Below are 21,995 nucleotides of genomic sequence, written 5' to 3'. Positions count from 1 at the left end.
TCGGAAAGCGATTCAGGCTGGCGCGTCTCCATTGGGAGAACGCGCTAACGCATTCGCTTTTCGATTGCCGCAGCCATGAGGTCGACGAACTCATCGCCATCGCGCACCATCGCCAGATCCGAGGCCTCGACGGTGTAACCGAAATTATCGGCCAGCGTCTGGTAACGCGGCAGGCGGTCCTGTAGCAGGGCTTCGAAGCTCCACAGGCCAAAGCCGCTGGGGTCAACGTCGTAATCGTCGACAATGCCCTGGATCAGCTTGTACTCGGCCCACTTTTCCACCAGGAATTCGGGCCGGTAATAGAGCGGCTTCGGGCTCTTCTTGAAGCGCTTCACCAGTTCGGCGGCGTCCTTGCCGGTGCCGCGTATGTAGAGCAGGGCGGTGGCGCTCGCGAGCGTCTCGATCACCGGATCGGCCGGGTTAGTCGGATCGATGACCTCGATCAGTGAGCCGCCAGTGTCGGTGATGAAATCGTCGTAGCCATATAGCGCCTTGGCCCGCTCGATGAAGTGGGGCACATCCTGAAGCGCGGCGACTTCGGCAACCCGATGCTGTTCCTGCCGGCGTTGGTATTCGCCCAGTGGCAGGCCGCCCTTGTCGGGGTTGCCTGGCGTGCCGAGATAGGTCGACAGCGGATCAAGATTGTCGAAGGTCAGGTTGGACGAGATGTAGATCGAGTCCGAGCGCAGCAGCTCGGCCAGGAACGGCACCTTCATCGCCTCACGCTTGAAATTGTCGACGATGGCCTCGCCCATGTAGCGCGTGCCAATGCGATAGTCGGCCGAATAGTGAAACCAGTTCGAGGCGCGCAACATCGCGCTGAGGCGCGTCTTACCGACGCCGGCCATGCCGAATACGGTCACCGCGCGGCGCGGCGATTTCACGAACTCATCGGCGGACTCGAACAGCATAAAACGCCCCGTCTTCTGGCCCTTCCCATTAATGCAAGCGCCGTCCCTTCACAAGCGGGCGGCAATTTCTGCCGATGGCTCGGACTCAATTGCCGGGATGTCGCCACATTTGGCCTGGCTGGCAAGAAAAAGGGTAGCAAAATCAACGGTGCACTAAGTTGGCACCGTGCTTGCATTGATACTCCCGAAACGCGTCGGACGACGCATAGGGTTTACGGAGTATCTGATGGGCATTTATGGCGCTCTTTCCAGTGCGGTCACCGGTCTCAGGGCCCAGGCTCACTCGCTGGAAAACATCTCGGGCAATATCGCGAACTCGCAGACCACGGGTTACAAGCGGATCGAGACCGACTTCCTCGATCTGATCCCGGATGCGCCGATCCGCCGCCAGGTTCCCGGCGCCGTGCTTGCCCAGTCGCGCGGCACCAACGAAATCCAGGGCGACATCAAGACGGTGTCGAACGAGACCTTCATCGCCCTCAACTCCAACGGCTTCTTCGTCGTGGAGCCCAAAGTCGGTCAGTCGGACGGTAATTCGGTGTTTGCCGGCACCAATTTCTACACCCGTCGTGGCGACTTCGAGATCGACAAGGAAGGTATGCTGGTCAATGGCGCCGGCTACTACCTCAAGGGCCTGCCGATCGATTCTGGCACGGGCAATATCTCCGGCTCGGTCCCCGAAGTGATCCAGCTCTCCAACGCCTTCCTGCCGGCGCGCCAGACCAACCGCATCAACTACCAGGCCAACCTGCCGCAATTGCCGAAGCCGAGCGCCTACAAGGCCTCCATTCCCAATAGCGAACTGCTGCGTGCTGGTGATTACCTGCCGAGCACGTTTACGCCGGCGAACTCGGTGTCAAACGTGGAATACCCCGCCGTTGGCAACCCGGTCGGTGCTTTGGATGGAGACTCGCTCACCATTTCCATTGGCGGCAACCCATTCACCTACAACTTCCGCAACGGCGGCACGATCCCGCCGAACAACTCGTCGAACATGTACATCGACATCAGTGCGGCGGCCACGGATACCGTGCCGGAAGTGCTGGCGGCGATCCAGACGCACATGCAAGGCCGGGCCAATGGCAGCGGTTCAACCGTAGGCCTTGTCGGAGGCATGCTGCGCGTCGAGATGCCTGCAAATTCCGGCGTCTCTCTGGCCGTTTCGGGTAATGACAGTGCGACCTCGACTGCCGTCGCCTTCACCAACACCGCTCCCATCAGCTCGGTGCCCCAGGGCACGCCGGTGCCGACCATTTCGGCCAACCAGAACACGCAGTTCCTGTCGAACTCGATCTCTGGCGGCGCCATCACCGTCTATGCCGCTAACGGTGCGCCGGCCAACGTGCAGATGCGCTGGGCCAAGGTCGATAGCGCGACCAGCACGCCTCCAGGCGCTGATACCTGGCACCTCTATTACATGTCCAACAGCAACGCTGTTGGCACCGATACGCAGTGGACCCGCGTCAACGAGTCCTTCCAGTTCGCCGCCAACGGTTCGCTGATCTCGCCCAGCACCGGCGTGACGCCCCTGACCGGCCTCAACGTCAACGGTATTGCCGTGGGGGATGTCGAGCTGCGCTACGACACCAACGGCCTCTCCCAGTTCGCTGACGTCAACGGCACCGCTAACGTCTCGACGCTCAACCAGAATGGTTATGGCGCCGGTGAGTTCGTCTCTGTAGCCATCAATGACAATGGCCGTGTGGTCGCCACCTATTCCAACGGCGAGCGCATCGACATGGCCCAGGTGGTGACGGCGCAGTTCAATGCCACCAACCAGCTCAAGCGCCTCGATGGCGGTGTATTCTCCTCCACCTCGGAGTCGGGCGAAGCAATCCTCGATCTTTCGGGTAGCGGCGTCCTCGGCGGGTCACTCGAAGCCTCCAACACCGACATCTCGGATGAATTCACCAAGCTGATCGTGACGCAGCAGGCCTATGCGGCCGGCACGCGCATCGTCAGCACCGCCGACGAGATGCTGCAGGAAGCTCTCAACATGGTCCGCTAGGGCCGGGCAAGACGAGTTCGGGGTCGGAGCAACTGCCTCGGCCCCAGTCCCCTTGTGAGGAGCCCAAGAAATGGGTCTGACCACATCGCTCACCAACGCCGTTTCTGGGTTGCGGACCAACCAGGACGGCATCGACATCCTGAGCCGCAACGTCGCCAATTCCGGTACGCCCGGTTACCACCGGCAGTCGTTGAATGTGGTCGACTACAATAGCCAGTCGTCCAGCTATGCCCGCACGGCCGGCGCGACGCGGGCGTTCAACGCAAGCCTTCAGAGCTATTACACCCGCCAGGTGTCCGACACGGCCAATTCCGGCGTGCAGGCGAACTATCTCGATCGCCTGCAGGGATTTCTGGGCAAGCCTGGCTCGGCCGGCTCCATCGACAAGCTCTACAGCAACCTGAAGAACGCGCTGCAGGGCATTTCGACCAGCCCGGACGATTACACCGCCCGCTCGCAGGCCGTGGCCGCTGCGCAGAACATGGCTGAGACACTGAACCGCCTGTCGCGCAATATCCAGGAGATGCGGCAGGAGACGGAAGGGCAGATCGCCACCAGCGTGCACGAACTCAATGGCATGATGAGTTCGCTCTCCGAAGTGAACGCCCGCATGCTCGACCTGGGCATGACCGACACGGCCCGGGCTGCACTGCTGGACCAGCGCGATCGCCTCGTATCGCTGATCGCCGAAAAGATCGACGTGCAGGCCGACTACCGTTCCAACGGCACCGTGGCGCTGATGACGCGCTCGGGCGTGGGCATTCTGGACAATGGCGTTTCCACCTTCGCCTTCGAGAGCGCCGGCAACCTCGATGCAACCTCCGAGTTCAACGCCGACCCGGCGCTGACGCGCGCCGGCAAGCTTACCTTGACCACTCCATCCGGCCTGACGCTGGATCTGGTGCAGCAGGGCGTGCTGCAGGGGGGAGAGCTGGCGGGCCTCGTTACTCTGCGAGACAAGACGCTGGTGGAAGCCCAGGCGCAGCTCGACGAGATTGCGGCCGGGCTGGCGCAGGCGTTCTCGACCAAAACGACCAATGGCACAACGATCCCGGGCGGCCTGTCGACGCCAATCAGCGGCATGCAGCCGGGCAATTCGATGACCATGACGGTCAAGGTCGGCGGCGTCGACCAGACCATCAAGATCGTCAACACAACCCAGACGGGCGTCGACTATCGCGATGCCACCGGCGCCCGCGTCATCGGCATCAACATGAACAACGGCGCGACCGACGCCGATCGCGCCAGCGCCGCCGCCGCGCAATTGCAGGCGGTGTTCAATACGCCGACGTCGACGGAGGGTGTCCTTCCGGTCAGCGTGACCAACAATGGCGGGGCGCTCGAATTCACCGCCAGCGGCGCCAATTCTGTCACGGCGCTGACCAAGCGCGCCACATCCACGGCCCTGCAAGGCGACGGTCTGGCGATGTCGCTGTTCGTCGATAGCGGCAACAAGGGCTACACCGGCAATCTCGACTCCGATCCGCCGCAGAAGCTGGGCTTTGCCTCCCGCATCAGCATCAACACTGCCATCCTGGCCGACAACCGGCTGATGGTGCAGGACGAGGTCGGTGGCACGCTCGGTGACGCCGACCGGGCCAAATACGTGCTCGCGCAGCTCGATTCGATGAAGTTCGTGTCCGGCGGCGACCCCAAGACCAGCCCAACGCGCTTCCAGTTGAGCGGCAATCTGAGCGAAGTGATCTCCCAGGTTATCGGCTTCCAGGGGGCGTCCATCAATGCGGCGCTGACCAAGGCCGACGACCGCCAGCTCACACTCGACACGGTCGTCGATCAGATGGAGAGCGAGTACGGCGTCAATGTCGACGAAGAGATGGCGCGGCTGATGGAGTTGCAGAACGCCTATGCCGCCAATGCGCGCGTGGTGTCGGTGGTCAAGGAACTGCTCGATGCCCTGTTCCAGACGACCTGAGGAGTTGGGTAAATGATCGTCAACAAGTCGATGTTCCCGCTCCAGACCGGGTTTGGCGTCATCTCCAAGATGCAGGATCGGTTCGCGGACCTGCAGATGCAGCTTGGCACCGGCATGAAGGCATCGACCCTGGCGGAGATGGGCAAGGATTTACCCATGTCGCTGTCGGTCCGTTCGCGCCTCGCCAAGATCGAGGGTTTTTCGGCCAATATCGACACGGTCAACCTGCGCCTCAGCTTCCTCGACAAGACCATGGCGCGGTTCGACAAGATCGAAAGCGAAGCGCGCAATTCTGCCGTGCAGGGGCAGTACGGCACCAACAATATCAACATGGCGACCTTGCCGGATCTCTCCAAGGCGCGGTTCGACGAGCTGGTAACGCTGCTCAACTCGGATGTCGCGGGTCGCTATCTGTTTGGCGGCGCCAATACCGATACCAAGCCGCTGCCGGATACCGATATCCTGCTCAATGGCGAGACCGGCAAGGCAGGCTTCAAGGCCGTTGTGACCGAGCGCAAGTCTGCCGATGCTGGCATCGACGGGCGCGGGCGCCTCGCGTCCACCCACACTGCCGGCACGACGACAGTGACCCTGGCAGAGGACGGCGTGCATCCGTTCGGCATGAAGGTTTCGACGGTGTCGAGCACCAGCGGGGCGGTTACCGTTACCCAGCCGACGCCCGGCACATTGCCGCTCGGCGACCAGGTCGGCGTGACCTTCGCACCGCTGCCGGCTGCCCAGATCCAGGCTGGGCACACCATCTCGATGGGCTTCACGCTGCCCGACGGCACGGAAACCCAGATCACCATGAAGGCCGTGACAACCGCCAGTACGCCACCCTCGCCGAATGAATTCGTGATCGGCACCGATGCCGAGGCCACGGCCGCCAATTTCAAGACGGCGCTCGATACCAAGCTGGTCGAGGTCGGGTCGACGACGCTGGCCGGGGCTTCTACCTTCGCGGCTTCACAGAATTTCTTCAACGCGGCCGGCGAACCCGTGCTGCGCGTGCAGGGAAACCCGGCGACGGCGACGTCGCTGCGCGTCGCCACCGAGGCGGACACGGTGATGTGGTACAAGGGCCAGTCACCCGCGATCTCCGCCACCGGCCTGGGTCGGCTCGACATTTCGGCTAGCGGCAGCAGTGTAAGCCTCACGGAGCGCAGCCCGAGTTCGGCAGCCCACGGCTTCCAGATCACTGGCGCTACCTCGACCTCGGCGGTTCCCGGCGGCACGGTGGCCACCTATACTGGCGGCAACCCGGCAAATATGGGCGTGACCTTCGGCGCTGGTGCTGCGGCGGGCGACCGTGTGTCGCTGACGCTGCAGCAGCCCGATGGCACCACGCGGACGGTCGAACTGACCGCGGTCGTCGGCAAAGCTGGCCCCGGCCAGTTCAGCGTCAGCCCGACCAATGATCCAAATGAAACGGCGGCCAATTTCTCATCGGCGCTCAAGCTCTCGGTGACCACTGCGGCCACTGAGGCCGAGGGCAATCCGCGCCAGAGCGTCACCGCCCAGATCGACGACGCCACCAAGGCCAATTACGGCATGGAGGCCAATGAATCGGGCTATCTGCGCCTGATGCGCACCATGGCTTCCATGTCGGTCGAGACCTATCCGGATAGCGATCCGAGCGCCAGGGGACGCTTCGACGCCATGGCCATCCGGCAGCAGTCGGAAATGTCGGAGGCGCACAATTCCGAGCGCGGCTCGATCGAGATCATCACCATGGAACTGGGTGTTGCCCGCAGCGCACTCGAGAATGCCACCAAGCGGCACACCGACTACAAGGCGCAGCTTGAAAACCTGCTCAGCGATGTCGAGACGGTGAACAAGGAAGATGTCGCCATGGAAATCCTGGCGCTGCAGACCCGCTTGCAGGCCAGCTACCAGGTGACTTCCATGGTCAGCAAGCTGAGCCTGGTCAACTTCATCTAACGGTTCAGAGAAGCACAAAGCAAAACCCCCGCAGCGATGCGGGGGTTTTTGTTCGCTTGGCGAAGGTTAGTTGCCGCGCAGGCCTGCGGCGAGCTGGCGATTGAGCCGTACCAGCACATCAAGCTTTTGCGGCTGCGGCTGCAGCAGCATTTCGCGCGTCTGGTTCATGATGAACAGGCCGATATTAGCGATGTTCTGGCGCACGTCGGCAGGGAGAGGATTGTCTTCCTTGGTCACCGAAGCCATGAAGATGGTCCACAGCTTGCGGTTGAATACAAGGGCGGGCTTCAGGCTGTCATAGCTATCGGGCCACTCGTCCTTGATTTTCTGAAGGCTGGCGGCCGCCTTCATCAACAGCGCGGATTCGCGCTCACGAGGGGATTCAACGATCTTAGCGGTCTGTTGGTAGGCCTGGGCGCCCTGTTGATGCATGGGAAAGCAGTTCCTGTTCGAACTCGATCAGCCTGTGTGCGGCCTTCAAAGATTTGTACAGGGCGCCGGTTAATATCTCGTTGTTGATTTGGTTAACTATCTCCGTTGCTGAGGGAGCTGCGGTGACAAAGTCATTGACGAGCGCGAAGTACTCGTCCCGCATCGTGGCGATGTCGTCCTCGATGTACATCAGCTGCACCGCCAGGTAGATGCGCTTGGCTGGCGTATCGGCCGTGTCGGCCGTGAGGATGTCCTTCTCGCGCAGAATGGGCGCATGGCCATCGATGAACAGGCGCGTGCGCTGGTCGGAATTGGTGATGATGCAATTGCCCACCAGCAGCTTCTCGCCAGGCTTCAATTCAACCTTGAGCGCCATCGTTCGACTCCAAACGCAAACTGTATCATCTCTAGCGCGGCCATATCCCCAAAACAATTAAGGCGGGCCTCATGGGCCCGCCCTTTGATTGGTTTTTGTCGCCAGTTCTTACTGGAGCAGCTGCAGCACGCTCTGATCGGCCTGGCTGGCGAGCGAGAGCGAGGACTGCGACAGCGACTGGCGGGTCTGGAGAGCCAGCAGGTTGGCCGCTTCCTCGTTCATGTCGGCAAGGGTCAGGTTGCCGGCGCCGGTCTGCAGAGTGTTGATCATTTCCTTGGTGAAGTCCTGACGGTTCTGTACCTGCGAGAGGTTGGAACCGAAGGACGACGACTGCGAACGCAGCTTGCCAAGGGCGTCGCCGAGCTTGGACAGGACCGCGTCCAGCGAGGCATCATCGTCCGCGACGGTGAGGTTCTGGACGTCAATGCCAAGGTTGGTGGAGCTGATGCCGTTACCGTCCTTGGTCTGGATGGTCAGCGAGGACGAGCCGGACTCGTTGAAGGTCAGCTTGAGCGCGTCGCCACGGAGCAGGTTGATACCGTTGAACGAGGCGTCTTCGGCTGTGCGATCGAGCTGCTGGCGCAGGTCGTTGAACTGCTTGATCAGGTCGCCACGGACGGTGTTCTTGCCAACATCGGAGGTGCCGGTAGCGGCAGCGCCGGTGGTGATCTTGCCGCCGTTGAGGCCGCCAATCTTGACGTCAGCCGAGGTCAGCAGGTTCTCGATGCGAACCTTGCCGTTGTCGTTGGAGGCGCGGGCGCTGGTCTTGAGGGCAGCGTTCGAATTGATCGAGGTGACGATCTCATCAACCGACTTGGCCGCCATGGTCATGGTCTGCGCGCCGGTGGCGCCGAGGCCGGTGGCGTTGGCGCCGCCCAGGGTTACTGCTTCGCCATTGGCCGTGGTGAGCACGACCTTGGTGCCGGCAGAATCCTTCGATGCCGTCAGGCCCTGGGCCTTCAGGTTTGCATTGGCGTTGATCTTGCCGATGGCGTCATCGATGGTGTCGGTGGCTGCCAGGGTGATGCTTTCGGCGGTTTGAGAACCGACCTGCACAGTCACCGGGTTGGCAGTGATCGCCGTTGCACCGTAGTTGGCAGCAAGCGTAACGCTGCCCTTGACGGTGCTGATGCTGGTGCCGCCCGTTGCGACGGTACCGGCAGTACCGCCGATGACCACAGCGCCGGCCGTGTTGGCAGTTGCGCCGTCGAGTTCAAACGAGACGCCCTTGAAGGACTTGTCCTGGCGCGCCTGGCGGAGCGAGGACTGCATCGATTCAACGGTCTTGGTGATCGAGGAGAGGCCGTTATCGGCAGCTTCCAGGGTCTGGATGCCGTTGGCCATGCCGTCCATCAGCGCGTTCAAGTCGTTGGCGCGGCTATTGAGCGAAGCGGCGGTAAAGAAATTGGTGGGGTTGTCGAGCGCCGAGTTGACCTTGTTGCCCGTCGCAAGCTTCTCTTGCGTCTTGGACATCATGGATGCGGTGTTCTGCAGCGAAAGCAGGTTCGACCGAACGGCTTTCGAAAGGGAGATATCGGACATTGTGCTTCCTTCACTACGGCGCCGACAGTCGGCTCATTTCCTCTTCTTGAGGTTGCCCCTTTTTAGCTCAACGATTCCTAATGCCCCGTTAACCATGAATTTTTAGACGGCGCTAACCATACCGGGCAGCCGCTGAAGTTAGCCCGCGCATGCAGTTTTGATCGGAGGGTAGGGCCGCCTCGCGCGGCCTCTGGCTTTCGCCCAAACAAAAAAGGCGGGCCGAAGCCCGCCTTTCCGATTCTTGACGCTCGATCCGATTAACGGATCAGCTGGAGGACCGACTGATCGGCCTGGCTGGCGAGCGAGAGCGAGGACTGCGACAGCGACTGGCGGGTCTGGAGAGCCAGCAGGTTGGCGGCTTCTTCGTTCATGTCGGCAAGGGTCAGGTTGCCGGCGCCGGTCTGCAGCGTGTTGATCATCGACTTGGTGAAGTCCTGGCGGTTCTGGACCTGCGAGAGGTTGGAACCGAAGGACGACGACTGCGAGCGCAGCGTGCCAAGAGCGTCACCCAGCTTGGACAGGACGGCATCCAGCGATGCGTCGGTATCGGCCGTGGTCAGATCCTGAACGTCGATGCCGAGGTTGGTCGAGTTGATCGCGCTGCCACCCTTGGACTGGATCGTCAGCGAGGACGAACCGGTTTCGTTGAAGGTCAGCTTGAGAGCGTCGCCACGGAGCAGGTTGATACCGTTGAACGAGGCGTCTTCGGCAGTACGATCGAGCTGCTGGCGCAGGTCGTTGAACTGCTTGATCAGGTCGCCGCGGACGGTGTTCTTGCCAACATCGGAGGTACCGGTAGCGGCAGCGCCGGTGGTGATCTTGCCGCCGTTGAGGCCGCCAACCTTGACGTCAGCCGAGGTCAGCAGGTTCTCGATGCGGACCTTGCCGTTGTCGTTGGATGCACGGACACTGGTCTTGAGGGCAGCGTTCGCGTTGACGGCAGTCACGATCTCGTCGACCGACTTTGCCGTCGCGGTCATGGTCTGTGCGCCGGTGGCGCCGAGGCCGGTGGCGTTGGCGCCGCCCAAGGTTACTGCTTCGCCATTGGCCGTGGTGAGCACGACCTTGGTGCCGGCAGAATCCTTCGATGCCGTCAGGCCCTGGGCCTTCAGGTTTGCGTTGGCGTTGATCTTGCCAATGGCGTCATCGATGGTGTCGGTGGCTGCCAGGGTGACGCTTTCGGCGGTTTGAGAGCCGACCTGCACGGTCACCGGGTTGGCGGTGATCGCCGTTGCACCGTAGTCGGCAGCAAGCGTAACGCTGCCCTTGACGGTGCTGATGCTGGTGCCGCCCGTTGCGACGGTACCGGCCGTGCCGCCGATGACCACAGCGCCGGCCGTGTTGGCAGTTGCGCCGTCGAGTTCAAACGAGACGCCCTTGAAGGACTTGTCCTGGCGCGCCTGGCGGAGCGAGGACTGCATCGATTCAACGGTCTTGGTGATCGAGGAGAGGCCGTTATCGGCAGCTTCCAGGGTCTGGATGCCGTTGGCCATGCCGTCCATCAGCGAGTTCAGGTCGTTCGAACGGCTGTTGAGGGACTGAGCGGTAAAGAAATTGGTGGGGTTGTCGAGAGCCGAGTTGACCTTATTGCCGGTGGCAAGGCGTTCCTGGGTCTTCGACATCATCGAGGCCGTGCCCTGCAGAGACAGCAGATTGGACCGGACGGCTTTCGAAAGCGAGATATCAGCCATTTAAGACTTTCCTTTTCTAGGATTACGCAAACTACGACGCCTCTTCCTGAGGCCCGGCGACTTTCGTCCGGCAGCTCATAAAGAAGCGTTAAGCGGACGATGAATATTTAGGCAAATTCTACTCGACGATTGCTAGTCCGGACGCAAAAAGCCCCGGAAAACCGGGGCTTCGCGTAGAGGTCTGTCACGGGTCCGTCACATTGCGTTAACTAGGCTATCAGGTCCTTGAGGCGGGCCTCGGACTCGGCGGGGATCGGGCTATTGCCGATGCGGCGCACCAGTTCTTCCATGCTCTTGGGCGTGGGCGACAATGCCCCGGCGATCATCGCCGCCACGAAGATCGAGGACGAGTCCTTCTGCGGCGGAGCTGCCTGCTGTTGGCTTGGCTTACGCTCTTCCCGTGGGAAGCGGCCGTTGTCGCTGGCGCTCGGATTCTTCGGAGCCGTCGGCGCGCTGTCGGGCAGCATGCTGCGCTCGCCCATGGCTGGGCGATGGCGGTAGTCGCTGAGATTGGTCGTGCCCGAAATGGCTGGCTCGGGCGTGATTGCGGAGATCATGACGCTATCCTTGCATCCACGTATGCCAGCAGGCAGCGTACGAAGCAGGGATGTTCGTCAGATTACCGCAATAGAGACCAATTGATTCAAATTGGTTGTTGGTCAGAGGGCCCGGTTTACTGCAATTCCGCGGGCTGATGCGGCGGGGTCTGCTTCGACACTGCCAGCACGACCATAGGTCTTTGCCTTGTTTTGCTGGCCGACGACCTTGGCGACATCTGTGAGCAGATCTTCGGTCACCGTGCGCGAAGTGGCAAGGACACGCAGGTTCTCGGCCATCTGCGTCGCCAGGCGTTCGTGGCCGAGTTGTAGCCGCGCCACGGCGTCGGGGGCCTGGGCCTTGAGCCGGTCGCGCTGGCGCTGAACCGAGCGGGCGAAGCCCACATAGTCCTGCGCGAGGCGCGTTTTGTCGGGAGTCAGGGTGCTGGCCTGGCGCAGGTGACCGGCGCGGAGCAGGGTGGTTTCCTGGTTCATGACGTCGACGAGGGCGGCAAGCGCGATCTCGGCCATCTGGCACAGCTCGTTGGCGGGCAAGCTGTCGAGTGCGGCGAGGCGGGCGGCTGCGGTCATTCATAGGCTCCCATGGTCGGCATGATGGTGTTCTGGTTGTTGGCCGCTTCCTGCAAGGCCAGCAGGTCGGGCAGCAATTGATCGGCGATACCCAGGCCGCCATTCTGGGCCATGGTTCCGGCAAGCTGTTCGGCCTGCATGGAACGCCAGGTCTCCTCGCCGAAACCGCCACCCATGGCGCTCTCGTCGGTCTTGAGGCTCGAGAACAGTTGCTTGGTCAGCGTGTTGAGGAACACGCCCTCGAATTCCTCGGCCTGCTGGCGGACCCGGGCGATCTGGCTGGGGGTGAGGCTGGTTGTGGGCGACTTGAGCGCGTCGATCATCATAGCACCTCGATTTCGGCCTGCAGGGCGCCGGTGGCCTTGATGGCCTGGAGGATGGCGATCAGGTCGCGCGGCGAGATGCCGAGGGCGTTGAGGCCATCCACCAGTTCCTGCAGCGTCACCGACTCGTGGACCACGGCGAGGGCGGTCTCTGATAGATTGGCGTTAAGGGTGGTATTTTGTTCGACCGCAGTCTGGCCGAGGCTTAGCGGCGCCGGCTGCACGATGGTCGGGTCTTCGGCAATGGTCACGGTGAGGTTGGACTGGGCGACCGCCACGCTGGATACGCGCACATCCTTGCCCATGACGATGATGCCGGAATTCTCGTCGATAACGATCTTGGCCGGCTGGTCGGTCTCGACCATCAGCTGCTCGATATCGGTCAGCAGGTCGACGATATTGCCGTTGAAGCCCTGTGGCAGGCTTACGCGCACGGTTGCCGGATCTTCGGGCGTGGCTGTTGGCGCGCCGATGAAGTCGTTGACGGCCAGGGCGATGCGGCGGGCCGTGGTCAGGTCCGGATTGCGCAGCGCCAGGCGAAGGGAGGTCTGTGAGCCCAGGTGGAACTCGATCTCGCGTTCGATCAGCGCGCCGGAGGAGATGCGCCCGGTTGTCGGAACGCCGGAAATAATGGTGGCGGCGTCGCCCTCGGCCTTGAAGCCGTTGATCGCGACGGGGCCCTGCGCAATGGCATAGACCTCGCCGTCAGCACCGAGCAAAGGCGTCACCAGCAAAGTGCCGCCTTGCAGGCTGTCGGCATCGCCGAGGGCGGCCACCGAAACATCCATGCGCGAACCCTGCGTGCCGAACGGCGGCAGGTTCGCGGTGACCATGACTGCCGCGACATTGGCCGTGCGGACGTTCTCGCCGGCGGTGTTGACGCCGAGCCGTTCGAGCATGGATTGCAGCGACTGCTTGGTGAAAGGGGAATTGTTGAGGCTGTCGCCGGTGCCGTTGAGGCCGACGACCAGGCCGTAGCCGACGAGTTGGTTCTCGCGAATACCCTCGAAGTCGACAATGTCTTTGATGCGGGCGGCCGCCGCGAAGGCGTCGCTCATAGGCATGAGCACTATGGCGGTGCTCAATACGCCTGCAATCAGCCTTTGCATCCATGGTCTGGTCATCGGTCGTCCCCGTATTCGGGTCACGCCATCCCCATGGCGCGACATTCACCGGCTATATTGCGAAAACCGTGCCAGTCAGAAAGATTGATCGTAAGTCATTGTGGATGCACCGGATTTCTCGGTGACGCTTCGGTGGGGCGCGGCCGTCTCGGGCTGGCCGAGCAATTCTTGCCGGGTACGTTAAGGTCCTGTTAACGCCTGGCGGCAGATTTTGCCGGTCAGGCATCAAGTTGATTTGAGTCTTCCCGTGCGCATCGAAAACACCAACCGGACATCCAATGTCGGCAGAAGCGGTTCCGCTGGGCGGACCGGTTCCGGTGTCGATTTCGTGCCGGCAGGAGCCGATGCACCGGCACGGGCTGCGGGCACCGCGCCGGTAGCGGCGACGGCGGGTATCGATGCCATCCTGGCGCTGCAGGCCGTCGGTGGTCCCCTCGAGGGCAAGAAGAAGGCCGTGCGGCGCGGTCAGTCACTGCTCGACACGCTGGACGAGATCAAGGCTGATTTGCTGGTCGGGCGCGTCAGTCTCGACCGGCTGGACCAGCTCAGCGGCATGCTCGGAGAGATGCGGGAACGCTCGTTGCCGGGTCTCGATGCGGTGCTCGACGAGATCGATCTGCGGGTGCGCGTCGAGCTGGCCAAGTTCGGGCGCTTTCCGCCCGGCTGAGCTCTATTCATCAAAATGTTGTCGATAATGCGCTATGCGCCTGACGCGCTGGGGCTTTCACGTGTTAAGCACCCCCACTTTGCGCGCTTGCCGGGGGGTGCGCACGCGCATATATAGGCCGCCTTAGGGGCGCATTGGAGTTGAGTCTGCTGATGTCTTCGGTTGCAGAAGTGATTGAATACCGGCCCACTGACAACGAGCCGTTCATGAACCCGCGCCAGCGGGAGTATTTTCGGGCCAAGCTGAATGCGTGGAAGGATGATATCCTCCGCGAAAGCCGCGAAACCCTCGAAAACCTTCAGGAAGAAAGCCAGAACCATCCCGATATGGCCGACCGCGCCAGCTCGGAGAGCGATCGTTCGCTGGAACTGCGGACGCGCGATCGTCAGCGCAAGCTGATCTCCAAGATCGACGCCGCGCTCAAGCGTATCGACGATGGGACCTATGGCTATTGCGAAGAAACCGGTGATCCGATCGGTATCGCGCGCCTCGACGCTCGCCCGATCGCCACGCTGAGCCTGGAAGCCCAGGAAATGCATGAGCGCCGGGAGAAGGTCTATCGGGACGAATAGCCCGGAGCAGAACTTGAAAGGCCCGCAGCGATGCGGGCCTTGTCGTTTCGGCCTATTGCCGGGCCTGCAAAATGGCGACGATAGCGGAGAAACCGCGCTCCTGGGCGTGCTGCAATGGCGTGACGCCCTGATTGTCGGCCAGGTCGATCGTCGCACCGGCATCGACCAGCAGTTGCACGATCTGGATATGCGCGTCGCCGCCATCGCCGAGGATGATGGCCTCCAGCAGGGCGGTCCAGCCCAGATCATTGACGTGATCGACATCCACGCCAGCCGCGATGAGGGTGCGGACGGTTTCGACATGTCCGCGCTCGGCTGCAGGAATGAGCGCCGTGCCGCCGAAGCGGTTGGTGCTTTGCAGGTCGGCCCCATGCTCAAGCGTCATGCGCAAGATCTCGAGGTGCCCGCGGGCACCGGCATAGAGGTAGGGGCTGTCATTGATCGCATCCTTGGCATTGACGTCCGCGCCGGCGTCGATCAGCAGTCGGGCCGCCTCGACCTGGTTTTCGTGGGTGGCAACAAGCAGGGGCGTGGCCCCGTGGTCGTCGCGCGCTTCGATATCTGCGCCGTCCTCGATGAGCGCGGCGATGGCTTTGGTGTCGCCCGCCCGGGCGGCGGCGAGCAGATTGCGGCTGTCCATGTCTGCGTTCGCGGTTCCTGCAAATAGCGCCAATGCCGTCAGGATGATGGCGATCAGCGGAAGGCGGTAAGTGAGCATGATCGGGCTCCGTTTGCGATACCCCCGGGAGATGTCCCCGGGAGCGAGAGCTGGCCTGGGTTAGTTGAGGCGGTCCTGGACGGTTTCAATGGCAGCGAGGGCGCAGGCTTCGTCAAGGTGGCCGCCGGGTGCGCCGCCGACGCCGATGGCGCCGATGGTCGCGTCGCCCACTTTTACTGGCACGCCGCCGGCCAGCACGAGGAAACCTTCAATGCCAACGAGCTGGGCTGCGGCAGGGTTGTTCTGCACGGTTTCGGCCATGGCGCTGGTGGGCTGGCGCGAAGAGGCCGAGGTGTAGGCCTTAGCGGTCGCGGCATTAGCGGTGTGCGGGCCGGCATTGTCGGCGCGCAGCAGCGCCCGCACGATACCGGCACGATCGACGACGGCCGCCGCGACATTGTAGTTGTCGGCAGCGCAGGCGGTCACGGCCGCCTGGGCCATGTCCAGGGCGATGTCGAGGCTCATGTTCTTTTCTTCGAGAACGGCAGCCGAGGCGGCAGCGGTCATGGCGAAGACGGTGGTGGCAGCGATCAGCAGACGCTTGGTCATGTGGGTATCCTTGGATTGATCTGGATGCGCAGAAGCCTCGTGGCTCCCTGAATCCCAATCTAGAATTCCCGATGATCGCGCTGAATTGGCAGACCCACCGGGGCGCCTCGGTAGCGCTACCTATGCCAGCAGCAGGCGAACCTGTTCGGCCAGCGAGCTGGTGCCAAGTTTCTCGGCAATGTGGGCGCGATGGGCGTCGATGGTCCGGATGGACACGCCGAGCGCGGTGGCAATCTCCTTGCTGGCCCAGCCCTGCGTGGCCATTTCGAGCACTTCCCGCTCCCGCGGGGTTAGGCTTGCCAGCAGCGCCCGGGCTTCATGCCGGGCCCGGATGGTGTTGAGCGCCGCAAATCCGGCATGGAGGGTGTCCACGAGCACCTGCTCATCCACCGGCTTGGTCAGGAAGTCCTCCACTCCGGCCTTGAAGGCGCGGCGGCAGGCATTGACGTCACCATGACCTGTCATCATCACGACCGGCCAATCCACGCCGCGTTCGGCCAGCCGATCAAGCAATTGCAGGCCGGTGATCGCCGGCATGCGAAGGTCCACGAGCAGCACGCCCGGCCGCTCGATATCGAGATGGGCCAGGAATGTTACCGCACTGGCATAGCTCTCAACGGTCAGCCCATAGGTCGACAGCAGCAGCGTAATGGCTTCCCGCACGGCGTCGTCATCATCGACAAGGTAGACAGGTTCGGCGGTCACGGCGTCACCGCGCTCGGCAGCGTCACCGCAAAGCTCGCGCCGCCCTCGGGTCGATTGTGCATCGTGACCGTGCCGTCCATATGCTCCATCAGGGTTCGGCAGATCGAAAGCCCCAATCCCATGCCGTCGGGTTTGGTCGAGAAGAACGGCTCGAACAGCTTTGCCATCGTGGCTTCGTCGAGGCCTGGGCCGTTGTCGTTCACGGTAATGGTGCCCGTTGTCGTGTCCATTTCGGTCTTCAAGGTGATGATGGGACCGGCATGCTCGCTTCCGGCAATGGCTTCGGCGGCGTTCTTGATCAGGTTGTGGAGCACCTGTTGCAAAGCAATGTGATCGGCCTGGATGACCACCGGTTCGGTGCGGAGTTCGAGGTTGAGGCGAATGCCGCGTTTGTGGAGATCGGCGCGGAGCAGTTCAGCGATATCACGGACGACCGCATTGGCATCGACCGGCGTCAGGGCAGGCGGCTTGTTGCTCGCATAGGCCCGCATGCGCTCGAGAATGGTGCCGGCGCGGCGTGCCTCGCGCACATTGGCCTCGAGTGCGCGCGTCATCTGTGAGGTGTTTTCCGCTTTGTCGGCCAGCCGCAAGGCGGCCTGGCTCTGGCTCAGCAGAGCCGTCAACGGTTGGGTCAATTCGTGGACAATGCCAGAGGCCAGTTCCCCAAGGCTGTTGACCCGGGAAGCGTGGGCCAGTCGGACTTCACGCTCGCGCAGCAGGGCGCGTTCCTCGGCCTCCCCAGCCAGAGCCTGCGCCGCGCGGGTGCTGGCGATCTGGGCCAGAACGAAATGCAGCGCCAGCAGCGCTGCAAGCGTTGCGGCCGCGAATACCAGTAGCGGCAGGGGCGGCAGCAGTTCGGCCAATGCCGGGCGGCGCTCCACCCTCAGGATCAATGGCTGACCGTCGGCTTCGACGGTCTTGCTGAAGCTCAAGAGGGGCAACCAATCGGGTGCGCTCGTGCCGTCCGCGACATGCTGCAGGATTGGCTGCCCGGAAAGCGAGAGCGTCAGGCTGGCCCAGGCCGGGCGGTCGGCAACCTCAAGCAGTAGTCGGGGATCGATCTCGACCAACAGGCCCATGTCACCGCGCGGTGTTCGCTTGGCCAGCCAATAGCGGTCCGGTCCGCTTGGTTCCACATAGCTGCGCAACTCGCCCTGGCGCTGTTGGGCAACGCTGGCGACGAATGGCGCCACGGCAGCGGCATCAGCCGTATCGGGCACCTTTGCCAACGGCATCCCGGTTGCGATGTCGGCCAGTACGACCGCCGAAATATGGGGGTAGAACTGGGCGATGCTGGTCGCGACCTGCCGGAAAGCGATGAGTGGTGATGGCTCGCTGGCCGATGCCAGGGCGATCAGGCTGGTCATGTGGGCGGCATTTTGTGCGGCGCGTTGGGAGATCAGCCGATGCAGCGTTTCGCCGGTGGTCTCGACCTCGGCCGTAAGCGTGCGCAGGCTGGTTTGCAGCGTCACGCCGGCCATTGCCAGCAGGGCCAGTAGCCAGATCGCCACCACCGCAGGCCGGCCAAATCTGGTGAAAGCCGCGGTCATGACCGCGCTCCGGGATGGCGCAGCCGAGGGTGACGGGCGGAACCTTTAGTTGGCAATTGCGTCGCTCTATTCAGTACTAGGTCCGTGTACCATAGCGCGGCGCACCCGGCGAGGCGGGCCCAAAACGGAAACGGGGCCAATGGCCCCGTCTGTATCTTCTGTGCGGTGGATGAGCTTAGAAGCCGAACACGCCGGTGACGCTGGACTGGCCGTTGCCGTTCTGGTCGCAGGAGGCGTTGGTGTTTTCGCCGAACTGGAACAGGCCGCAGCTGTTGTTGTTGCCGTTCTGATTGACGGTGCCGGTGTGGCCGTTGCCTTCCTGGAAGATCACGCCATTGTTGCCCGAGCCATTCTGGCTGCCGCCGGCAGAGTTGCCGTTGCCGTTCTGGCTGACATTGGCGCCGGTGGCATTCATGCCCTGCATCAGGGAGAACAGGCCGAGGCCAAGGCCCAGGGCCTGTGCTTCATCCGGGTCGGTCGGGGTGTAGCTGACGGAAACCTGGCCGGCGGCCATTGCGGGGGCGGCGAGGCTGGCGACGCCGATGACGGCGGCGGCGAAAGCGGCGACGAAGGTCTTGGTGAACTTGGTGGTCATGGCGTCTCTCCTATTGGGTTCTGGTTCATTGAGTTGCTGGGGTGTTCCAGCCGATGACCTGACAATAGGAGCGGGTGACTGAACCGATCCGGAGCCGGGCATTCAGAATTCGTTCACTGACGAAAATTTGTTGCAGCGTTCCGGATTCTCGTTTCGTCGTCATTGCCCGGCTCGTCCGGGCAATCCAGGCCGCGCAAAGAATGGACCACCCGGACGAGCCGGGTGGTGACGGTCGGTGGCGCAGCAGCGCAATAAGAAAAAGGGGCCCCAGTCGCCTGGAGCCCCTTCAGCCGCTTGAGTTTCTCGGTTTCAACGCAGGCTCGCAATCTCCTGGTCGCAATCAAGTGTCTTGCCATTGGCGGTGACCTTGAAGTCGACCTTGTAGTTGGAGCCGGCATTGATCATCACCTTGCCGAGCGCGGTCTGCTGGTTGGCCGCGGCGGTAAAATAGCCGCCCTGGCTGATATTGTTGCTGCCGCCGCCGCCCGAGCTCTGGATGCTGAACTGGTAGGAGCCGTCGAGTGCAACGGGGCTGAGCACCGCGCCTTCAATGACGAGCATGCCGTTCTGGGTGCTGGTGACGAAGCCGCAGCCATCCGTTGTGCTGGCATTGGCAATGCTTGACGTGGCGGCGATTGCCGCAAGGCCGAAGCCGAGCAGGGCGATGGTGCTGATACGGGTCGTAGTGGTCATCTGGTCCTCCTGGAGTGGGCTATCTATGAGCGATGAGCCGGAAGGGGAGTGCCCTTCCGGCCATCCGCAGTTCACGTCAGAACCGCTCAGGGGCAAGCCTGGACGAAGGCAGTGACATTGCCCGAACCGGCCTGGTTCACGTTGGCATTGCAGTTGTTGCCGACCTGGACACCGGCTGCGACGTTGCCGTTACCGTCCTGGGTCAGGACTGCATTGTGGTTGGAACCGAACTGGCCGACACCGGCGGCGTTGCCGTTGCCCTGCTGCCAGACGTCAGCGCCGTTGTTGAAGCCGTGCTGGCCGACAGCGCCGGTGTTGCCGTTGCCGAACTGCTGGACGATGGTGTCGTTCCAGACGCCGTTCTGATCGACGCCGATGGTGTTGCCCGAGCCGACCTGCTGGCCGCCGACCTGGTTGCCGAAGCCGAACTGGTTGACATAGATGCCAGCGGCGAAAGCAGGGGCTGCGGTGATGGCGAGAACGGCGGCGATGGCGGTGGTGATGACGATGCGCTTCATTTGGTCTCTCCTGTTTGGCTGCGCTCCCTCCGAGCGCTTCTTGCCGATGACTGTTGGTTTAGACAGGTGAGCCGGAACCGGGCCTGAACTCCGAATTCAGAATCCGTTCATCATCAAAGAACCTTCATTTTCTCGCACGCCCCTCCTGAGACCTCATGGTGAGCTTGTCGCACCACGAGGTCGAGCGAGTGGAGGCTGCCTGCCACGCCTCGTGGTTCCACATACTCACCATGAGGCCACAGGGTATCTAGCTGTCTCCCAGCTCGATCACCCGCTCGATGCCGATCGCTGCAAGGAAATCGGCATCGTGGCTGACCACGAGCAGCGCGCCGTCAAAGCCCCGCAAACCGGCCTCGACTTGCTCAATTGCCTGGATATCCAAGTGGTTGGTGGGTTCGTCGAGGATGAGCAATTGCGGGGGATTATTGCCGCCAATGGTGCAGGCCAGACCCGCCCGCAACATTTCACCGCCGCTCAAAGTTCCCACGATCTGCAGCGCCGCATCGGCGCGGAACATGAAACGGGCCAGCGCTGAGCGGCCGGTATTTTCATCGGCCTCCGGGTTGAGCGCACGAAAATTATCGCGAATGCTGAGTGTCGGATCGAGCAGGCTGACGGTCTGGTCCAGCAGCGCATAGGGCACGAGGATACGCGCCGTGCCGCTTTGGGCTGGCAGAATGCCGGTGAGCAGGCGAAGCAGGGTGGTTTTGCCTGACCCATTAGGGCCCGTGATGGCCACGCGCTCCGGTCCATCAAGGCGAAACGACAGGTCTCGAATCACTGGCGCGATGCCCTCCGGGCCACCTGTCAGCGAATCGACCTGCAAGACGCTGCGGCCAGCCGGGAGGTTCGTCGGCGCCAGCTTGACCGAGAGCGGCGTCAGGATTTCTACCTTGGCCCGCGCCTCGCTGGCCAGTTCGGCTGCATCGCTGCGCAACCGATTGGCCAGGCGCGCATTCTCGCCGCTGGTTTTTTCGGAATTGTCCTTCATGCCGCCCAGCAGGATCTTCGGTATGTCGCCCTTGGCGGCTTTGCGTTTGCCGGCCCCGTCCTTGCGCGCCTTGCGCTCGGCGACGGCCTGGATTTTGCGGTCGATCTCGGCGACCTTTCGCTCTGCGCTCGATAGATCGTGCTCTGCGGCTGCCAGCTCTAGCGCCTTGCGCTCTGCATAATGGTCCCAGTTGCCGCCATAGCTGGTGGCGCCAAGGGTGGTCAGTTCGACGATGGCGTCCATCTCGCGCAGCAGGGCGCGATCATGGCTCACCACGATGGCCGCGCCCTTCCAGCGATGCAGCATTCCGACAACCGCCGCGCGACCGTCGGTGTCGAGATTGTTGGTCGGCTCATCGAGCAGGATGATGTCAGGCGCTTGCAGCATCAGCCTGGCCAGGGCCAGGCGCGTACGCTGACCACCGCTGAGCGTATCGAGTGGGCGACCGGGTTCGTAAGCCGGCAGCCCGACCTCGGAGAGGGCGGTTTCGATCCGGGCAGGAAGGGTCCAGTCGGCTTCGGCTGCGTCGTCGGCGGTGCCGAGTCCCTGTTCCATGCGGTCGAGCCGGTCGAGCTCATCGGCAATACCGAGATGGTCGGCCACCGTTTCGCCGGCGCCTACCTGCACGATCTGGGTCAGCATGCCGACGGTGCCGCTGATCGCAACAGACCCAGAGGCGGGGGCTGCGATTCCAGCAATAATGCGGAGCAGGCTGGACTTGCCGGTGCCGTTGCGGCCGATCAGGCCGGTGCGTTCGTTGCCGAACGACAGGTCGAGCTTGGCGAAAAGCGGCTGGTTGTCAGGTGTGGAATAGGAGAGCTGGTGCAGCGTGACGGAGGCGGGCATGGACGGATTCCAGGTGAGCGATGCGGGCGAGGCAGTCGTTCAGCGTGGAGTCCATGGGTACCGTCCGGTCAGTGCTGCGGATGGCCGGAAGATAGGGATGGAGGCGTGGATGTCAAGTTTGGGTATTGTCGAACGCGCGTTCCGCCGTCGTCATTGCCCGGCTTGTCTTGGGAATCCATCCGC

The 21,995-nt window shown here is 62.6% G+C and carries 22 protein-coding genes; 5 read left to right on the top strand and 17 right to left on the bottom strand.

Annotation, left to right across the window (positions count from 1 at the left end; genetic code table 11):
* Positions 1–44 precede the first annotated feature (44 nt).
* On the bottom strand, positions 45–911 hold the full coding sequence (locus MF606_RS12975) for an ATPase (RefSeq protein ID WP_240229706.1): 867 nt from the start codon (positions 909–911) through the stop codon (positions 45–47).
* 226 nt (positions 912–1,137) lie between these two features.
* On the opposite strand from MF606_RS12975, the gene MF606_RS12970 reads away from it, so the two are divergent.
* From MF606_RS12970 to MF606_RS12960, 3 genes are all read left to right on the top strand, one after another.
* Entirely contained in the window at positions 1,138–2,919 is a 1,782-nt protein-coding gene (locus MF606_RS12970; RefSeq protein ID WP_240229704.1) for a flagellar hook protein FlgE, read from the top strand.
* 70 nt (positions 2,920–2,989) lie between these two features.
* Positions 2,990–4,852 carry a flagellar hook-associated protein FlgK gene (gene flgK, locus MF606_RS12965; protein ID WP_240229702.1) on the top strand — a complete coding sequence of 621 codons (1,863 nt, stop codon included), beginning with the start codon at positions 2,990–2,992 and terminating at the stop codon, positions 4,850–4,852.
* A 12-nt stretch (positions 4,853–4,864) separates the two neighbouring features.
* Entirely contained in the window at positions 4,865–6,793 is a 1,929-nt protein-coding gene (locus MF606_RS12960; protein ID WP_240229701.1) for a hypothetical protein, read from the top strand.
* A gap of 66 nt (positions 6,794–6,859) precedes the next feature.
* Here the strand turns inward: MF606_RS12960 and flaF are convergent, their stop codons facing one another.
* The 8 genes from flaF to MF606_RS12920 all read right to left on the bottom strand — a co-directional run bounded on the left by flaF (position 6,860) and on the right by MF606_RS12920 (position 13,408).
* Complete coding sequence (gene flaF / locus MF606_RS12955) at positions 6,860–7,225, bottom strand: flagellar biosynthesis regulator FlaF (protein WP_240229699.1); 366 nt, start codon at positions 7,223–7,225, stop codon at positions 6,860–6,862.
* Positions 7,185–7,601, bottom strand: coding sequence for a flagellar biosynthesis repressor FlbT (flbT, locus tag MF606_RS12950; RefSeq protein ID WP_240229697.1), 417 nt, complete (start codon positions 7,599–7,601; stop codon positions 7,185–7,187). The genes flaF and flbT overlap by 41 nt, the downstream gene beginning before the upstream one ends.
* Positions 7,602–7,709: 108 nt before the next feature.
* Positions 7,710–9,143, bottom strand: a complete 1,434-nt coding sequence (locus MF606_RS12945; RefSeq protein WP_240229696.1) for a flagellin N-terminal helical domain-containing protein — start codon at positions 9,141–9,143, stop codon at positions 7,710–7,712.
* 257 nt (positions 9,144–9,400) lie between these two features.
* Positions 9,401–10,834 (bottom strand): flagellin N-terminal helical domain-containing protein, encoded by a 1,434-nt coding sequence (locus MF606_RS12940; RefSeq protein ID WP_240229695.1) that lies wholly within the window; start codon positions 10,832–10,834, stop codon positions 9,401–9,403.
* A 209-nt stretch (positions 10,835–11,043) separates the two neighbouring features.
* On the bottom strand, positions 11,044–11,391 hold the full coding sequence (locus tag MF606_RS12935; protein WP_240229694.1) for a hypothetical protein: 348 nt from the start codon (positions 11,389–11,391) through the stop codon (positions 11,044–11,046).
* 102 nt (positions 11,392–11,493) lie between these two features.
* Positions 11,494–11,961, bottom strand: a complete 468-nt coding sequence (locus MF606_RS12930; RefSeq protein ID WP_240229692.1) for a flagellar protein FlgN — start codon at positions 11,959–11,961, stop codon at positions 11,494–11,496.
* Complete coding sequence (locus MF606_RS12925; protein ID WP_240229690.1) at positions 11,958–12,284, bottom strand: rod-binding protein; 327 nt, start codon at positions 12,282–12,284, stop codon at positions 11,958–11,960. Before MF606_RS12925 ends, MF606_RS12930 begins: the two co-directional genes overlap by 4 nt.
* Positions 12,284–13,408 carry a flagellar basal body P-ring protein FlgI gene (locus MF606_RS12920; protein WP_420842208.1) on the bottom strand — a complete coding sequence of 375 codons (1,125 nt, stop codon included), beginning with the start codon at positions 13,406–13,408 and terminating at the stop codon, positions 12,284–12,286. Before MF606_RS12920 ends, MF606_RS12925 begins: the two co-directional genes overlap by 1 nt.
* Positions 13,409–13,655: 247 nt before the next feature.
* Between MF606_RS12920 and MF606_RS12915 the strand changes: the two genes are divergently transcribed.
* Both MF606_RS12915 and dksA read left to right on the top strand, forming a co-directional pair.
* Positions 13,656–14,075, top strand: coding sequence for a flagellar assembly protein FliX (locus MF606_RS12915; RefSeq protein ID WP_240229688.1), 420 nt, complete (start codon positions 13,656–13,658; stop codon positions 14,073–14,075).
* 152 nt (positions 14,076–14,227) lie between these two features.
* Positions 14,228–14,647 (top strand): RNA polymerase-binding protein DksA, encoded by a 420-nt coding sequence (gene dksA / locus MF606_RS12910; protein ID WP_236898844.1) that lies wholly within the window; start codon positions 14,228–14,230, stop codon positions 14,645–14,647.
* A 52-nt stretch (positions 14,648–14,699) separates the two neighbouring features.
* On the opposite strand, the gene MF606_RS12905 is transcribed toward dksA, so the two are convergent.
* The 8 genes from MF606_RS12905 to MF606_RS12870 all read right to left on the bottom strand — a co-directional run bounded on the left by MF606_RS12905 (position 14,700) and on the right by MF606_RS12870 (position 21,812).
* Complete coding sequence (locus MF606_RS12905) at positions 14,700–15,287, bottom strand: ankyrin repeat domain-containing protein (protein ID WP_240233845.1); 588 nt, start codon at positions 15,285–15,287, stop codon at positions 14,700–14,702.
* 138 nt (positions 15,288–15,425) lie between these two features.
* Positions 15,426–15,914 carry a GlcG/HbpS family heme-binding protein gene (locus MF606_RS12900; protein ID WP_240229686.1) on the bottom strand — a complete coding sequence of 163 codons (489 nt, stop codon included), beginning with the start codon at positions 15,912–15,914 and terminating at the stop codon, positions 15,426–15,428.
* A 120-nt stretch (positions 15,915–16,034) separates the two neighbouring features.
* Positions 16,035–16,619, bottom strand: coding sequence for a response regulator transcription factor (locus MF606_RS12895; protein WP_240229684.1), 585 nt, complete (start codon positions 16,617–16,619; stop codon positions 16,035–16,037).
* Positions 16,616–18,169, bottom strand: coding sequence for a sensor histidine kinase (locus MF606_RS12890; protein WP_240229683.1), 1,554 nt, complete (start codon positions 18,167–18,169; stop codon positions 16,616–16,618). The genes MF606_RS12895 and MF606_RS12890 overlap by 4 nt, the downstream gene beginning before the upstream one ends.
* 175 nt (positions 18,170–18,344) lie before the next feature.
* Entirely contained in the window at positions 18,345–18,764 is a 420-nt protein-coding gene (locus MF606_RS12885; protein WP_240229682.1) for a curlin, read from the bottom strand.
* 309 nt (positions 18,765–19,073) lie between these two features.
* Positions 19,074–19,457, bottom strand: coding sequence for a curli-like amyloid fiber formation chaperone CsgH (gene csgH, locus MF606_RS12880; protein WP_240229680.1), 384 nt, complete (start codon positions 19,455–19,457; stop codon positions 19,074–19,076).
* Between the two features lie 86 nt (positions 19,458–19,543).
* The gene (locus MF606_RS12875; RefSeq protein ID WP_240229678.1) at positions 19,544–19,975 is read right to left on the bottom strand and encodes a curlin; all 432 of its coding nucleotides are present in this window, start codon (positions 19,973–19,975) and stop codon (positions 19,544–19,546) included.
* A 247-nt stretch (positions 19,976–20,222) separates the two neighbouring features.
* Positions 20,223–21,812 carry an ABC-F family ATP-binding cassette domain-containing protein gene (locus MF606_RS12870; protein ID WP_240229677.1) on the bottom strand — a complete coding sequence of 530 codons (1,590 nt, stop codon included), beginning with the start codon at positions 21,810–21,812 and terminating at the stop codon, positions 20,223–20,225.
* Positions 21,813–21,995: the final 183 nt, after the last annotated feature.

The organism is Devosia lacusdianchii, assembly GCF_022429625.1.
GTDB classification, from domain to species: Bacteria; Pseudomonadota; Alphaproteobacteria; order Rhizobiales; family Devosiaceae; genus Devosia; species Devosia lacusdianchii.
The sequence above is the reverse complement of the archived record's forward strand: the minus strand, read 5'-3'. Positions and strand labels throughout refer to the sequence as shown.